Origin of the sequence: Bacillus sp. JFL15, assembly GCF_001184225.1 — a bacterium.
Classification (GTDB): domain Bacteria; phylum Bacillota; class Bacilli; order Bacillales; family Bacillaceae; genus Bacillus; species Bacillus siamensis.
Genome location: NZ_KQ236689.1, coordinates 591,237 through 606,401, shown reverse-complemented (window position 1 = coordinate 606,401; position 15,165 = coordinate 591,237). Strand labels below are relative to the sequence as shown.

Here is a 15,165-nt window from a genome sequence, read left to right as displayed (position 1 = left end):
ACATTGTGCTTTCTGCCTCATATTCATTGGGCGCTTGGAATGCTAGGAATTGTCGTGGGGAGTATTCTGGCAATCAAATCGCCTAAAGGAATCGCAAAGATTATTTCTTTTGTTATCCTGGCACTTTGTTTACTTTTACTATTATTATTGATTGTGATGGGCGTTTTGATGGCAGATCTAGTGGGAAATTAACTTTAATTTACAATCCTTTTTGGGGACCAACTTGTTCATTTTTCGCCAAACAGAAGATTTTTTATCAGAAAGACTGGTCAGCAAACCCTATCATCTCCACACTGGCAGCGTAGAGATCAGGGGTGCGAGCCCCTTGGCTCCATACCTTTATAAGTTTTTAATCCTCTGCAGCAGCCTCTGTGTTCTGCTTACTATTTCTAACAACTAAATAAAAGGAATGAGAGGAAAAATGAAAAAGAAAATCTATCTTCTACTAACTCTTTCAGCGGCAGTGGCACTTCTTTTAACAGCGCTCCCCGTTCTTTCTCCTGTCGTCTTCACCTCTGCTTCAGAAAAAGGAGCCATCAGGCATGACATTTATAAAAAAGGCTATCCGTATCAAAGTTACTTTGCGATTCTTCAAAAAAAAGAAAACAACAATGAGGCCGGGAACCTTTATTTTGTAAATTGGTTCGATTGGAAAGATGAAACCGGACAGACGCCGCACTTATGTTATTCAAAAAAATGGCCCGAAGGTGAGTACAAAGTAAGCTGCGGAACCGGACCGTAATGATTAAGAGCCCCTCTTTCATGAGGGGCTTTTTTTAATGCCGCTCCTGCTCTCCGTTTAATACCCCCAATATAACGGCGGATCATAATGCCGATACGGATCATTCGGATAATGCGTATTTGGCTGATAAGGTTTATTCATATCGTGAATACCCGTATTTTCAGACTGCCCGCAGTATTTATCGGGACCTATCACAGTTGATTTGCGAATCGGTGAAACAGCTTTTTCCCATTCCTGTTCATTCAGACAGTACGTATGCGCCATGATCTCGGGCGGTGTGAGGCGGAGAATATCCGAGCCGTAAATCACTTCAGGCGTATGGGCGTCAAATATGGCCAAAAGATGGGTATTATCTGAAGTCGCGATCTCATAATGCCACCACCCCTGCGGAATATTCGCCACTTGCCCGGGGGTGATCGGGTAATTTCGTATTTTCTGGGTGAACGGATTCAGCATCGACACGGTTGCGGAACCCGAAATACAGTACACCAATTCAGCGGCATTTTGATGGGTATGCGGTTCAATCACATTTGTCTTGCTCAAAAAGATATCCAATAATGAAATATTTTCAAGCGTGTTTAACTGTTTAATCCCCAATACATTGATAAAGTTCCGATGATCTTTAGTGAAAAAACGGCTCTCATTCACATCATATGTGAACTGTGTATTCGGAGACGTGTAATCCATATAAGAAACCATACAATCCCCTGCTTTCATGTGTAAACGTATAATTTCTAGAATATGTGTCCCGGTTCCAATAGGTGAAAAAGGGAATAAAAACCAATGATTCCAAACTGACCACAATATTGTGACGACTTTTCTAAAGATTCATTTAAGATATATCTTTTATTCGAAATATCTCTTACTATAAAGATATATTGAAAATACATCTTTAGAAGGGTTGAGGATTAACATGCTGGATGAGAGAACAATAGACATCATCAAAAGCACAGTACCCGTATTGAAAACACATGGAGAAAACATCACAGGACGCTTTTATAACCTGATGTTTCAAGATCATCCCGAACTGTTAAATATGTTTAACCAAACGAACCAAAAGAAACAGACGCAGCGCACAGCATTGGCAAATGCAGTCATTGCGGCTGCGGCGAATATTGATCAATTAGAACAAATCATTCCGGCGGTCAGACAGATCGGCCATAAACACACAAGCATCGGGGTGAAGCCGGAGCATTATCCGATTGTCGGAAAATATCTGCTTCTGGCGATCAAGGAGGTGCTGCAGGATGCCGCAACTCCTGATATTATGGAGGCTTGGGAAAAAGCTTACGGCGTTATTGCAGAGGCTTTCATCGGCATTGAAAAAGATATGTACAATGCGGCCGGATGGCAGGGATATAAAGAATTTACGGTGATAAAGAAAACCGAAGAAAGCAAAGACATCACATCATTTTATATCAAACCGAGCGACGGCTCTGTGCTTCCTGAATTTGAAGCGGGGCAATATATCAGCATTAAAGTGCGGATTGCAGATTCTCCTTATACGCACATTCGCCAATACAGCCTGTCTGATGCTGCCCGAAAAGGGGAATATCGGATTTCCGTGAAAAAGGACGGGGCGGTTTCTTCTCATCTCCACAATGAAGTTCATGAAGGAGATAAACTTGAAGTCAGCGCACCCGCCGGGGATTTCAAACTGTCTTCCGCCGAAAAACCGGCTGTCCTTCTCAGTGCCGGTTCCGGAATCACGCCGATGATGAGCATGCTGAAAACAGCCGCCGAAAAACAGCCGGAGCGTTCCATTACTTTTATTCATGCCGCGAAAAACGGAGAGTACGCCGCGTTTCGCAAAGAAGTTGAGCAAGCTGCGGCAGGCAATCCGAATATTAACGTCATTTATGTATACAGTGAACCGTCAGAACAAGACCGCTTAGGAGACAAGCCTTTTTACAGCGGCCGGATTGATCAAAGCTTCTTAGAGCAGCTTCACTTGAATCAAGATACTGAATTTTACTTGTGCGGTTCAGCACCGTTTATGACGCAAATGAAAGATATGATTCTTGCACTCGGGTTTAACTCTGATTCCGTTCAATTTGAATTGTTCGGTCCTCAGCTGAGCATGGCATAAAAAAAAGACTCCTCTTTGAGGGGTCTTTTTGTTTGCATACATGTTCTTTCTCCGTCTTTTTCCCTATTTTATTGAAATTTTCATCAATGACCAGTAAAATTATAAATCTAGTGATTCCGGAATTAAAGGAAGGTTGATATGAAAAAGAAAGCAAAGACCAAAAGGGTGCTTGGATGCCTTTTTGCTGTATCTCTTATATTCGGATTATTTCTGGTATCAATGGTGTTTTCGAAATTCATAGCGACGGAAGAAAAACCGCCTGAAGAGGTGGACGGGCAGCAGGTCTTTATTGACAGCCTTTCCGGGCATGCTCAGATTTTATATGAGAAATATCATGTCCTTCCGAGCATCACCCTTGCACAGGCCATTCTCGAATCGGATTGGGGGAACAGTGAGCTTGCGGGAAAAGCGCGCAACCTGTTCGGTGTAAAAGGTGATTATAAAGGAAAACACGTCACGATGAAAACAGATGAATTTGAAAAAGGGAAACGAAAAACGATTCGGGCAAAATTCCGTAAGTACAACACGTTTTTTGAATCCATGGATGACCACGCCAAATTATTTGTCAAAGGAACGTCTTGGAATAAAAAGAAGTATAAACCCGTCATAGAAGCGGACGATTATAAATCAGCTGCGGCAGCCCTTCAAAAATCCGGCTATGCCACAGATCCCGACTATGCGGAAAAAATTAAAGATGTCATAGAAACCTATAACCTGAATGAATTTGACAAAATCAATGCCTCTCTTAAAGCAGTTGATAAGAAAGGCGCCATCAAAGACTACGCCATGGAAGACATTTGGTCCAAGCCGTCGAAAGAGCAGCATTCTATTAAACTGGCATCGGCGCAAAAGTTTACCGGCCAGCATATTAAAGTTGTCTCTGAGAAGCAAAACGGCGGATCTGTCTGGTATCAATTTCAGGTGAAAGACAAGCTGATCGGCTGGGTTGACCAAACCGCCGTCCAGTTAAATGAAGAAACATAAGCATCACAAAAGCCGGCCGCAGCCGGCTTTTTTTACATTCCCTCTGTTTCAAATCTTTTAATATCACGTTTATGCCCCATCAGCACAAGGCAGTCACATTCATGGACGACAGTCTCCGGAGAAGGGGACAGCTGAATGTCTCCATTATGTTTCACGGCGAGAATAGTGCAGCCGAATCTGGCACGGACGCCGAGGTCAAGAATGGTTTTTAAATGGAGTTTTTTCGTGGCTGACAGTTCTACGATGCTGTATTCATCTGACAGATCAATATAATTTAAGACGTTTTCATCCGAAAGGCTTTGCGCAATCCTTACGCCCATATCCTTTTCCGGATGAATAATACGATCAGCGCCGATTTTCTCAAGCACTTTGTGATGATAATAATTTTGCGCCTTCACCCAAATGTTAGGGATGTTCAGTTCTTTCAATAACAGCGTCGTCAGCGTGCTTGCCTGAATGTTGGCGCCGATTGCCACGATGACATATTCAAAATTTCTGATGCCGAGCGATTGAAGTTCGCTTTCTTCCGTCGCATTTGCCCGCACGGCATGAGTGGCATAAGAGGAGTATGCGTTGACCCGCTCTTCGCTGATATCGACGGCCAGCACCTCATGCCCCATTTTAAAAAGCTCTTTACAGATGCTTCCGCCGAAACGGCCGAGTCCGATGACGGCAAATTGTTTATTTTTGATTTTTCCCAATCCTCATAACTCCTTAAGAAACTGTTTTCGTCACTCCAAATACAACAAACAAGAATGTACTCCTGTTTCAAAGGTTTGTCAATGTGAGAGCCGGAAGAAAAAACGGCACAAAAAAAGACCGGCTGACAAGCGATGAGCTTGTGCCGGTCCGTTTTTCGCAATTATTTGCAGTTGCAAGGCTGTGTCGGAGGTGTGCTGCGTTTTTGAACAACAATTGTGTCCTCAGCATAGAATTTAGAGCCGATGCTCAATGATTTATTTTCTGCACGGAACTTATATGTACCTGCTGCAGGCAATGTTTTATTATTAAGAGAAAGCTTAAATTCCGCTGCGCCGAGCAAATCAATGTTTAACGGAAGTCTGACTGTTTTGCCGTTATTCAGAATCTGTCTTTCACGCAAAGCGTGTCCGTTGATTGTATCTTTTGTTGTAGCCGCAAATCCGCTAGGAAGGGTAAATTCCATAACGCCTAAGCTTAGGATCGTGTTCGGGCGGTACGTCAATTCGATATCAGAAAATGACCATTCCTGCTGGCTGGCACCTGTGTATTTTGCAAATAAAGTAGCGGTCGCCTTTGTGGACATTTCCGGCTCGTGAACGGTTGAACCTGATTCAGCGGCGAATGATGCTGTCGGCAGAGAAAGCAGTAAAGCCAAGCCGAATAAACTTGCCATGACAGTTGAGAAAAACTTTTGTTTCATATCAAAATCCCCCTTAAAAAAATTCGCCGATCGTTCTTAAAAAAGAACGACCGTACCTATAAAAATTTACCATCAATTTTAATGGAAGTAAATGGGGTTATGTTCCTATATTTCCTCGAAAATAATCAAATCGCGTCGAAAAATGACGAAGAAAAAACGCCTGATTACGATTCAGGCGTTTTTTCGTCTGTTCCTATCGGAATAAAGTTAAAAATCTCTCCGCTCCGGACTGAATCGGCGAGCCGCTTCAGCCAATGATAATAGGCCTTCGAGCTTTCAAGCTGATCATATAACTGCCGCGCTTCTTCCTGTAATTCCGCGCTGCCTTCCTCTGCCAGCAAAACGGCCTGCAAATCCGCCTGGGCCTGTACGATGGCGGACAAATTCACCTGAACTTCCCGATCCCATTTCGGCGGGAAGAAATTCGTGAAAAACGTAAAAAAATCCTTTTCCGCTACAAATGTATGCTTCCGCGTCCCGCGGTGAAAGGTTTTTTTGACTACATTTAAATCCTGCAGCTTTTTGACGCCTGTGCTCATACTCGGTTTGCTCATCTGCAGTTCCTCACGCATTTCATCAAGCGTCATTTCATCTCTCATATACATTGTTCCGTATAAAATCCCGACACTCCGGGTGATTCCGTACAGATCCATCGTCTCAGCAATGGAATCAATGACAAGATCCCTTGCTTGTTCTATAGCTGCAAATTCTGGATTCTCATCCATACTGTCCCTCTTTTCCTCTTGAAGATTAAATTGATTAAGTCATTTCTTTATGTTCTTAATCTTAACGAATCATGGCAAAATGTCAAAACCTAAGCGGACAAACAAGGTTTTGACAGGTTAAAAAACATGTGTTAAATTAACATTGTTAAAAACATTAAATTTTTATTTAACAAACTTACTTTTCGGTAAGGAGGACTCTTATGAGCAAAACGCTTTATATCGGCGGCGAATGGATCAGTGCAGAAAAAAAGCAGACCCGCCGTATCATCAATCCATTTAATCAGGAAGAAATTGCAACAGTATGTGAAGGAGACCGGGACGATGCGGTGAAAGCCATCGCCGCAGCCAGAAAAGCATTTGATGAAGGGGAGTGGCCGGTGCTTTCCGGACTGGAGCGCGGTCAATTTGTTCTGAAAATTGCGGAATTAATCAGACGCGATCTGAACGAATTAGCTGAGCTGGAATCGCTGGACACAGGGAAAACCATTGAAGAAAGCAAAGCCGACATGGATGATATCGCAAATGTATTTCAGTATTATGCCGGTTTGGCGGATAAAGACGGAGGCGAGGTCATTTCATCTCCGATTCCCGATTCCGTAAGTAAAATCGTCAGAGAGCCAATCGGCGTATGCGGACAAATTACGCCGTGGAACTATCCGCTCCTTCAGGCGAGCTGGAAAATTGCTCCCGCTCTTGCGGCCGGAAACACGATCGTTTTAAAGCCGAGCGAAATAACTCCGCTGACAACCATTAAAGTCTTTCAATTAATAGAAGAAGCCGGTATTCCGAAAGGAGCCGCCAATCTTGTGCTTGGACCGGGCGCTTCTGTCGGGGATGAGCTGGCGAGAAACCTTGATGTCGATTTGGTGTCCTTTACAGGCGGAATTGAAACAGGCAAAAAAATCATGCAGGCGGCAAGCGGCAATGTGAAAAAGATTGCCCTTGAGCTTGGCGGCAAAAATCCGAATATCGTGTTTAAAGATGCGGATCTCGAAACAGCTGCAGATCAAGCGCTCAACGCCGTGTTTTTTCATGCCGGCCAAGTTTGTTCGGCAGGCTCGCGCCTTTTAGTGGACGAAGCCATTCATGATGAATTTTTAGCCGAGCTGATCAAGCGCACGAAACGCATCAAATTAGGAAACGGTTTTCATGAAGATACGGAAAGCGGTCCGCTGATTTCCGCCGAGCATCGGGCCAAAGTTGAAAAATACGTAGAAATCGGAATCGAAGAAGGGGCAAAGCTGGAAACAGGCGGCAAACGTCCTGATGATCCCGCTCTTCAAAACGGTTTCTTCTATGAACCTACTATTTTCTCAAACTGCAAGTCTGACATGAGAATTGTCCAAGAGGAAATCTTCGGCCCCGTTTTAACAGTCGAGTCATTCTCTTCTGAAGAAGAAGTGGTCAGACTCGCCAACGATACCATTTACGGGCTGGCCGGAGCGGTATGGTCAAAGGATATTGAAAAATGCGAACGCGTAGCCGCGAAACTGCGGATGGGTACGGTTTGGATCAATGATTTTCATCCGTATTTCGCGCAAGCGCCGTGGGGCGGGTACAAACAATCAGGCTTCGGCCGCGAACTCGGCAAAATCGGTCTGGAAGAGTACACGGAAATCAAACATATTTACCGCAACACGAAACCTGCACCTGTTAACTGGTTTCAAGCATAACGAGGAGGAGATATAATATGACATTAAATATGAAAGTAGAAAGCATGCATAAATTCCATACATTCGAAATCCCGACAGTTATTAAGCACGGAATCGGCGCGATTCAGCATGCGGGAAAAGAAGTCAGAGCGCTTGGCGTCACAAAAGCGCTGCTCGTAACAGACCCGGGAATTTATAACGCGGGAGTGGCAAACCCGGTTATTGAATCCTTGCAGGAAGCGGGCATCGAAGTCGTCCTGTTTAACAAAGTGGAGCCGAACCCGCCTGTACGTCTTGTGAACGAAGGATCTGAACTGTATAAAAAAGAAAACTGCAACGGCCTTGTGGCTGTCGGCGGCGGAAGCTCCATGGATACGGCGAAAGCGATCGGAGTAGAAGCGACACACGAAGGAAGCGTTCTTGATTATGAAGCCGCGGAAGGCAAAAAACCGCTGGAAAACCGTATTCCTCCGCTGACAACGATTCCGACAACTGCCGGAACGGGTTCAGAGGTTACGCAATGGGCGGTCATTACGGACGAGGAAAGAGAATTTAAATTCAATACGGGCGGACCGCTTATCGCCGCGCATTTAACAGTCATTGATCCTGAGCTTCATACGTCCATGCCTCCGCATGTGACGGCCATGACAGGTATCGATGCCCTCGCGCACGCCATTGAGTGCTATACGATGAAATTCGCGCAGCCGATCACTGATGCTGTGGCTTTAATGGCTATTGAATATGCGGCGCATTATATTAAGCGTGCGTTCGCGGACGGAGAGGATTTGGAAGCGAGATACGGCATGGCGCAGGCGGCGATGCTTGCCGGACTTTCATACGGCAGTGAATCCGCAGGCGCTGCGCATGCAATGAGCCAGACACTTGGCGGCATCATCCCTGTCGCTCACGGGCAATGCGTCGCAGCTATGATGGGGCCGGTAATGGAATATAACTGGAAGGGATATCCGGAAAAATTTGCCCGCATCGCCAAAGCATTCGGAATCGATACAAGCAAAATGACAACCGAAGAAGCGGCCAAAGCGTCCGTCAATTGGATGTATGATCTTGTAAAAGATTTAGAGGTGCCGAGCTTAGAAGAACAAGGTGTGTCTCCGGACATGATTGAGCGCTTATCAAAAGAAGCCATGAAAGATCCGCAAACCTTCGGAAATCCAAGAGACTTGAATGAGAAAGCATACAACTGGATTTACAAACGCTGCTTTGACTTAACGCCGAAAACGGTATAATAATTGAACCCCGCTTCTTTACAGAGCGGGGTTTTTTAAGGATAATGTCAAGAAAAAGGCGGTGACGGGTGATGTGGAAGTGCATAACAGCAAAGGCGGAAGGCGTATATATAGCGGATACGGAACAATTTGTTACCAAAAAGATGGACAAGCTTCGTGCGGAATACGGCGGGTTTCCCGGTGACCTTCATTTCGGACTGACAAAAAAAGCCGGTGCGCGGGAGCCGATGTATCAAAGAGGGACGGAAATTTTTAACCGGAGACAAATTTCAATCGTGTCCATGGAGGAATGTGATGAGATTGCGGCGGCGATGGGGGTTTCTCATATCTTTCCCGAATGGCTCGGCGCTAATATCGCAATCAGCGGTTTTTCTGCACTGACGTCGCTTAAAGAAGGAAGCAGAATAATATTTCCAAGCGGTGCGTCTCTGTTGTGCGAGGGAGAAAATGATCCGTGCATTCAGCCGGGAGAAATCATTCAATCCTTTTACCAGGATCAGCCAAAACTCGCTGCGGCGTTTGTGAGGCACGCGATGGGCAGAAGGGGAATTGTGTGTATTGTTGAACGGCCGGGAGACATATGCACGGGTGATTCGGTCGACATTCATTCTTATGAACCGAAACGCGTTAAGAAAAAAATCGAAAAGGTCTGACTCAGACCTTTTCGATTTTTTGTTTGATTTCTTTTATTTGATTGATGTGACGCTTTTCATGATGGCCGATAAAATCAATCCACTGGCGGATCGTCAGTTCTTGAAAAACGGGATGCGGAAGCACCCGTTCAAAGTCTTCCTCGTTTAATGATGAAATAACGGCGGTCAGCTGCTGTCTTGCCGTATCTAATTCTTGTTTCGCTTCAATGACTGATATTCGGTTTTGCTCAGGTTCAAGCTGTGACGGCGCCGGCCGTTTATTTGTTCTGTCCTCTATAAACTCCATCGGTTTTTCTTCGATTTTTTTAAACGGTGCGTCTTTTGCCTGCTTTGTTAAAAGACTCTGCGCTGATTCGTCAATTTTCTTTAAATGGTCAAGGACTTCGCGCACGCTCCATTCATCAGCCGCGGGCTTTTGGTTGAATTCCTCATCAGAGAGTCCTTTCAGTTCTTCCCAAGTCTGCTGTCTGGCTTCATTAAAAATGCTCATTCTATCTCCTCCTTTGGAGTAAACATACCATATCCGGATTGGATAATCATGTAATCAGCCTTTCTTATCAGAAAATTGAAACCATTTCCCTTTACACCCGTATATAAAGTAACACTCCGAGACCCGGCCGAAAGGAGGAAAGTATGTGGACATATTTCATCTGCCGCTTGAAACGATCTATCTTTACACACTGATTATTGCGGGGAGCCTAACGCTTTTGATTCTGTTTTTTCAAGATGTGTTTCACGGCCTCTCGGAAGCCATTCCTGTTTCATTCGTAAATCCAACGTTGATTTTGTCGTTTTTGACCATCTTTTCAGCCTCAGGTTACATCGGCGAAATCGCAACTCCGCTTTCAAATCCTGTCATTGCATTACTTTCATTTGTGCTTTCAGTTTTTTTGGTCAGCCTGCTTTACTTCTTCATCCTTGTACCGCTTTCATCAGCGGAAGAGTCGCTCGTATATCGGGAGTCGGATTTAAAGGGCAGAATCGGCAGGGTTATTACTTCCGTTCCGAAAGACGGCTATGGGGAAGTGATCATAGAGGGAATCGGAGGCGCCATTTCTAAATCTGCGGTCAGCTTTGATCAAGAACAGATTAAGTACGGAACGGCCGTATTAGTGATTGACGTGAAAGACGGAGTGCTTTTTGTGACGCCGCATGAACCAATCTGATATCTAAGGGGGAACTGTTATGACTATGCCGATTATCATCGTCATCGGAATCGTATTCTTTTTACTCATCGCACTGATTGCTGTATTTATTACGAAGTACCGGACGGCGGGGCCGGACGAAGCCCTTATCGTAACCGGAAGTTATTTGGGGAATAAGAACGTCCACATTGATGAAGGCGGAAATCGTCTGAAAATCGTCCGGGGCGGGGGAACGTTCGTGTTACCGGTGTTTCAGCAGGCGGAACCTCTCAGTTTGCTTTCAAGCAAACTTGATGTCTCTACACCTGAAGTTTATACAGAGCAAGGGGTGCCGGTAATGGCCGACGGAACCGCCATTATAAAAATCGGCGGCTCCATCGGGGAAATCGCAACAGCCGCTGAACAATTTTTAGGGAAGTCTAAGGATGACCGCGAGCAGGAGGCGCGTGAGGTGCTGGAGGGCCATCTGCGATCTATTCTCGGCTCCATGACCGTTGAAGAAATTTATAAAAACAGGGAAAAGTTTTCTCAGGAAGTCCAGCGGGTCGCGTCTCAGGATCTTGCCAAAATGGGGCTTATGATCGTTTCCTTTACGATTAAAGATGTCCGCGATAAAAATGGCTATCTAGAATCGTTAGGTAAGCCGAGAATCGCCCAAGTCAAGCGGGATGCGGACATTGCCACGGCAGAAGCGGATAAAGAGACGAGGATTAAACGTGCGGCGGCTGATAAAGACGCAAAAAAATCAGAGCTGGAGCGGGCGACGGAAATAGCTGAAGCGGAAAAAATCAATCAGCTGAAAATGGCGGAATACAGAAGAGAGCAGGACACAGCAAAAGCCAATGCCGACCAGGCATATGACCTCGAAACAGCAAAAGCCCGCCAGCAGGTGACAGAGCAGGAAATGCAGATTAAAATTATTGAGCGGCAAAAGCAGATTGAATTGGAAGAAAAAGAAATTCTCCGCCGTGAGCGCCAGTATGACTCTGAAGTGAAGAAAAAAGCCGATGCCGACCGTTATTCGGTAGAGCAAGCGGCCGCAGCTGCAAAGGCGAAGCAGCTCGCAGAAGCAGATGCCGAACAGTATAGTATTGAAGCGATGGCTAAGGCGGAAGCTGAACGCGTGAGAATTGACGGTCTTGCTAAAGCGGAGGCTGAAAAGGCGAGAGGAGAAACCGAAGCGGAAGTCATCCGTCTGAAAGGTCTTGCGGAAGCGGAAGCTAAAGAGAAAATTGCTGAAGCTTTCGAAAAATACGGTCAGGCCGCAATCCTCGATATGATTGTGAAAATGCTGCCTGAGTATGCGAAGCAAGTCTCGGCGCCTCTTTCCAACATTGATAAAATAACCGTCGTTGATACGGGAGGAAGCGGTGAAAACGGCGGAGCCAATAAAGTCACGGGCTATGCAACCAATTTAATGGCCGGTCTTCAGGAAAGTTTAAAAGCATCTTCCGGAATCAATGTAAAAGAGATCATTGAGAATTTTTCAGGCAAAGGAAACATAAAACAAAGCATAAATGAACTTACAAAAGAACTGAGCGATTCGAAAGAAGAACGAAGCTCTGGATAAAAAAACAGCAGGCATAACCCGCCTGCTGTTTCAATTTGCCCGCTTGGATTCAAGAAGCCGCGGCGCTGTCATGAATAATAAGATAAGGACAATGGCTGAAAGGATAAAAGAAGGAATCATATAAGTCGCGTTGTAGACGAGCGAATAAATCCAGACCGGAGTGCCCTTCGGAGCATAGCTTCCGAAAAAGACCGCTCCGGAGATTACATGTGCCGCATACCGCAGTACACTGCCGATAAAAACGCCGCTTACCACATACACCGTTAATGCGCCTCTTTTTTTAGCCAATGCCGTTTCACGGACACCGGAAGCAAACAAGCCGCTGAAACCGAGAACTGCAAACGCCGCGATATAATCAAGAAATAGCTGCACCGGATGCTGTAAAAACAAATTGCCGATGGCGATCTGGACAATCCCTGTTAAAAAGCCTGTCGTAAGCCCGGCCTTCACTCCCCAGCGGAATGAAATCAAAAAAATCGGAATCATCATAATAGAGACTGATCCGCCTTGGGGCATCCGGAGAAACATACCTGACACAATGTCCAGAATGACGGCCGCTCCGGTCATAATCGCTATTTCTATTAAGCGCACAAGCTGTGTTGAATGATTCATAGTTTTCCCCCTGCTCAGACAACCGTATCAAGGATAAACAAAAAAGCAGCGCGGGGAAGGATGGGAAAAGGTCCGCGCGCTGCTTACAAAACTGCAATTCATTTGGCTTTGCCACATCCCTACGCCAGCGTTAACTAACAGGTTCAAAGGGTCAGAACAAAACGTTCACTCTCAGCTTTAATGCTCCCCTTGTGGTCATCAAGTATTTAGTTCAATCTTACTATACAAGAAAATATACCAAACCACAAGACTGCATTCTTTCTATAGAAGAGAAACTGAAATAAGTATGAAAGAAAATAAACGGGGACTTTTTTTGAAAAAACTATTGTCATACTTTCAAAAGGGTGTTATATTATTAAACGTCGCTGATGAACAGCAGACAACAACAAAAAGCTTCGAAAACGACTTAAAAAAAGTTATTGACATAAAAGAAGCTGAGTGGTAAGATAATAAAGCTGCTTCGACAAGCGGTAATGATCTTTGAAAACTAAACAAGACAAAACGTACCTGTTAATTCAAGTTTTAAATAAATCGCACAGCGATGTGCGTAGTCAGTCAAACTAAGGTCTGCACGTTGCAGATCACACAGACGTTACTGCAGGATGCAGTGAACTTAGTCTGTGATCCATTTATCGGAGAGTTTGATCCTGGCTCAGGACGAACGCTGGCGGCGTGCCTAATACATGCAAGTCGAGCGGACAGATGGGAGCTTGCTCCCTGATGTTAGCGGCGGACGGGTGAGTAACACGTGGGTAACCTGCCTGTAAGACTGGGATAACTCCGGGAAACCGGGGCTAATACCGGATGGTTGTTTGAACCGCATGGTTCAGACATAAAAGGTGGCTTCGGCTACCACTTACAGATGGACCCGCGGCGCATTAGCTAGTTGGTGAGGTAACGGCTCACCAAGGCGACGATGCGTAGCCGACCTGAGAGGGTGATCGGCCACACTGGGACTGAGACACGGCCCAGACTCCTACGGGAGGCAGCAGTAGGGAATCTTCCGCAATGGACGAAAGTCTGACGGAGCAACGCCGCGTGAGTGATGAAGGTTTTCGGATCGTAAAGCTCTGTTGTTAGGGAAGAACAAGTGCCGTTCAAATAGGGCGGCACCTTGACGGTACCTAACCAGAAAGCCACGGCTAACTACGTGCCAGCAGCCGCGGTAATACGTAGGTGGCAAGCGTTGTCCGGAATTATTGGGCGTAAAGGGCTCGCAGGCGGTTTCTTAAGTCTGATGTGAAAGCCCCCGGCTCAACCGGGGAGGGTCATTGGAAACTGGGGAACTTGAGTGCAGAAGAGGAGAGTGGAATTCCACGTGTAGCGGTGAAATGCGTAGAGATGTGGAGGAACACCAGTGGCGAAGGCGACTCTCTGGTCTGTAACTGACGCTGAGGAGCGAAAGCGTGGGGAGCGAACAGGATTAGATACCCTGGTAGTCCACGCCGTAAACGATGAGTGCTAAGTGTTAGGGGGTTTCCGCCCCTTAGTGCTGCAGCTAACGCATTAAGCACTCCGCCTGGGGAGTACGGTCGCAAGACTGAAACTCAAAGGAATTGACGGGGGCCCGCACAAGCGGTGGAGCATGTGGTTTAATTCGAAGCAACGCGAAGAACCTTACCAGGTCTTGACATCCTCTGACAATCCTAGAGATAGGACGTCCCCTTCGGGGGCAGAGTGACAGGTGGTGCATGGTTGTCGTCAGCTCGTGTCGTGAGATGTTGGGTTAAGTCCCGCAACGAGCGCAACCCTTGATCTTAGTTGCCAGCATTCAGTTGGGCACTCTAAGGTGACTGCCGGTGACAAACCGGAGGAAGGTGGGGATGACGTCAAATCATCATGCCCCTTATGACCTGGGCTACACACGTGCTACAATGGGCAGAACAAAGGGCAGCGAAACCGCGAGGTTAAGCCAATCCCACAAATCTGTTCTCAGTTCGGATCGCAGTCTGCAACTCGACTGCGTGAAGCTGGAATCGCTAGTAATCGCGGATCAGCATGCCGCGGTGAATACGTTCCCGGGCCTTGTACACACCGCCCGTCACACCACGAGAGTTTGTAACACCCGAAGTCGGTGAGGTAACCTTTATGGAGCCAGCCGCCGAAGGTGGGACAGATGATTGGGGTGAAGTCGTAACAAGGTAGCCGTATCGGAAGGTGCGGCTGGATCACCTCCTTTCTAAGGATTTTAACGGAATATAAGACCTTGGGTCTTATAAACAGAACGTTCCCTGTCTTGTTTAGTTTTGAAGGATCATTCGATTCTTCGAGATAATGTTCTTTGAAAACTAGATAACAGAAGTAATTCACATTCAATTGTAATGCAAGAAATCACGTAGTGATT

Annotated in this window: 14 protein-coding genes, 1 rRNA gene and 1 riboswitch; of the genes, 9 read left to right on the top strand and 6 right to left on the bottom strand. The window is 45.9% G+C overall.

Going from position 1 to position 15,165, the window contains the following annotated elements; all coding sequences use genetic code 11:
• The first annotated feature begins 421 nt into the window (after window positions 1-421).
• A complete protein-coding gene (locus AD710_RS03040; protein ID WP_049627237.1) occupies window positions 422-742 on the top strand; it encodes a hypothetical protein in 321 nt (106 codons plus the stop codon).
• A gap of 57 nt (window positions 743-799) precedes the next feature.
• On the opposite strand, the gene AD710_RS03035 is transcribed toward AD710_RS03040, so the two are convergent.
• Window positions 800-1,441, bottom strand: coding sequence for a cupin domain-containing protein (locus AD710_RS03035; protein ID WP_045925814.1), 642 nt, complete (start codon window positions 1,439-1,441; stop codon window positions 800-802).
• A 214-nt stretch (window positions 1,442-1,655) separates the two neighbouring features.
• Between AD710_RS03035 and hmpA the strand changes: the two genes are divergently transcribed.
• Window positions 1,656-2,831, top strand: a complete 1,176-nt coding sequence (gene hmpA / locus AD710_RS03030) for an NO-inducible flavohemoprotein (RefSeq protein ID WP_049627236.1) — start codon at window positions 1,656-1,658, stop codon at window positions 2,829-2,831.
• A 138-nt stretch (window positions 2,832-2,969) separates the two neighbouring features.
• Window positions 2,970-3,815 (top strand): glucosaminidase domain-containing protein, encoded by an 846-nt coding sequence (locus AD710_RS03025; RefSeq protein WP_016938174.1) that lies wholly within the window; start codon window positions 2,970-2,972, stop codon window positions 3,813-3,815.
• A gap of 32 nt (window positions 3,816-3,847) precedes the next feature.
• Here the strand turns inward: AD710_RS03025 and AD710_RS03020 are convergent, their stop codons facing one another.
• From AD710_RS03020 to cudC, 3 genes are all read right to left on the bottom strand, one after another.
• Window positions 3,848-4,516: a potassium uptake protein KtrA gene (locus AD710_RS03020; RefSeq protein ID WP_047477108.1), complete on the bottom strand. Its 669-nt coding sequence runs from the start codon at window positions 4,514-4,516 to the stop codon at window positions 3,848-3,850.
• Window positions 4,517-4,677: 161 nt separating this feature from the next.
• Window positions 4,678-5,217, bottom strand: coding sequence for a biofilm surface layer hydrophobin BslA (gene bslA, locus AD710_RS03015; protein ID WP_016938176.1), 540 nt, complete (start codon window positions 5,215-5,217; stop codon window positions 4,678-4,680).
• Between the two features lie 164 nt (window positions 5,218-5,381).
• Window positions 5,382-5,942: a transcriptional regulator GbsR gene (gene cudC / locus AD710_RS03010; RefSeq protein ID WP_049627235.1), complete on the bottom strand. Its 561-nt coding sequence runs from the start codon at window positions 5,940-5,942 to the stop codon at window positions 5,382-5,384.
• Between the two features lie 200 nt (window positions 5,943-6,142).
• On the opposite strand from cudC, the gene betB reads away from it, so the two are divergent.
• From betB to AD710_RS02995, 3 genes are all read left to right on the top strand, one after another.
• A complete protein-coding gene (gene betB / locus AD710_RS03005; protein WP_049627234.1) occupies window positions 6,143-7,615 on the top strand; it encodes a betaine-aldehyde dehydrogenase in 1,473 nt (490 codons plus the stop codon).
• A gap of 17 nt (window positions 7,616-7,632) precedes the next feature.
• Window positions 7,633-8,841 (top strand): choline dehydrogenase, encoded by a 1,209-nt coding sequence (gbsB, locus tag AD710_RS03000; protein WP_016938179.1) that lies wholly within the window; start codon window positions 7,633-7,635, stop codon window positions 8,839-8,841.
• 71 nt (window positions 8,842-8,912) lie between these two features.
• Window positions 8,913-9,494 carry an MOSC domain-containing protein gene (locus AD710_RS02995; protein WP_049627233.1) on the top strand — a complete coding sequence of 194 codons (582 nt, stop codon included), beginning with the start codon at window positions 8,913-8,915 and terminating at the stop codon, window positions 9,492-9,494.
• A gap of 1 nt (window position 9,495) precedes the next feature.
• On the opposite strand, the gene AD710_RS02990 is transcribed toward AD710_RS02995, so the two are convergent.
• Window positions 9,496-9,984, bottom strand: a complete 489-nt coding sequence (locus tag AD710_RS02990) for a DinB family protein (RefSeq protein WP_049627232.1) — start codon at window positions 9,982-9,984, stop codon at window positions 9,496-9,498.
• Window positions 9,985-10,129: 145 nt separating this feature from the next.
• Here AD710_RS02990 and AD710_RS02985 point away from each other — a divergent pair, with 145 nt between their 5' ends.
• Window positions 10,130-10,660: an NfeD family protein gene (locus AD710_RS02985; protein WP_049627231.1), complete on the top strand. Its 531-nt coding sequence runs from the start codon at window positions 10,130-10,132 to the stop codon at window positions 10,658-10,660.
• Between the two features lie 19 nt (window positions 10,661-10,679).
• Window positions 10,680-12,209, top strand: coding sequence for a flotillin lipid rafts scaffold protein FloT (locus AD710_RS02980; RefSeq protein ID WP_049627230.1), 1,530 nt, complete (start codon window positions 10,680-10,682; stop codon window positions 12,207-12,209).
• 30 nt (window positions 12,210-12,239) lie between these two features.
• On the opposite strand, the gene thiT is transcribed toward AD710_RS02980, so the two are convergent.
• The gene (thiT, locus tag AD710_RS02975; RefSeq protein ID WP_016938183.1) at window positions 12,240-12,821 is read right to left on the bottom strand and encodes an energy-coupled thiamine transporter ThiT; all 582 of its coding nucleotides are present in this window, start codon (window positions 12,819-12,821) and stop codon (window positions 12,240-12,242) included.
• A 99-nt stretch (window positions 12,822-12,920) separates the two neighbouring features.
• A riboswitch (TPP riboswitch) is annotated at window positions 12,921-13,021 on the bottom strand.
• 429 nt (window positions 13,022-13,450) lie between these two features.
• Here thiT and AD710_RS02970 point away from each other — a divergent pair.
• A 16S ribosomal RNA gene (locus AD710_RS02970) occupies window positions 13,451-15,000 on the top strand.
• Window positions 15,001-15,165 lie beyond the last annotated feature (165 nt).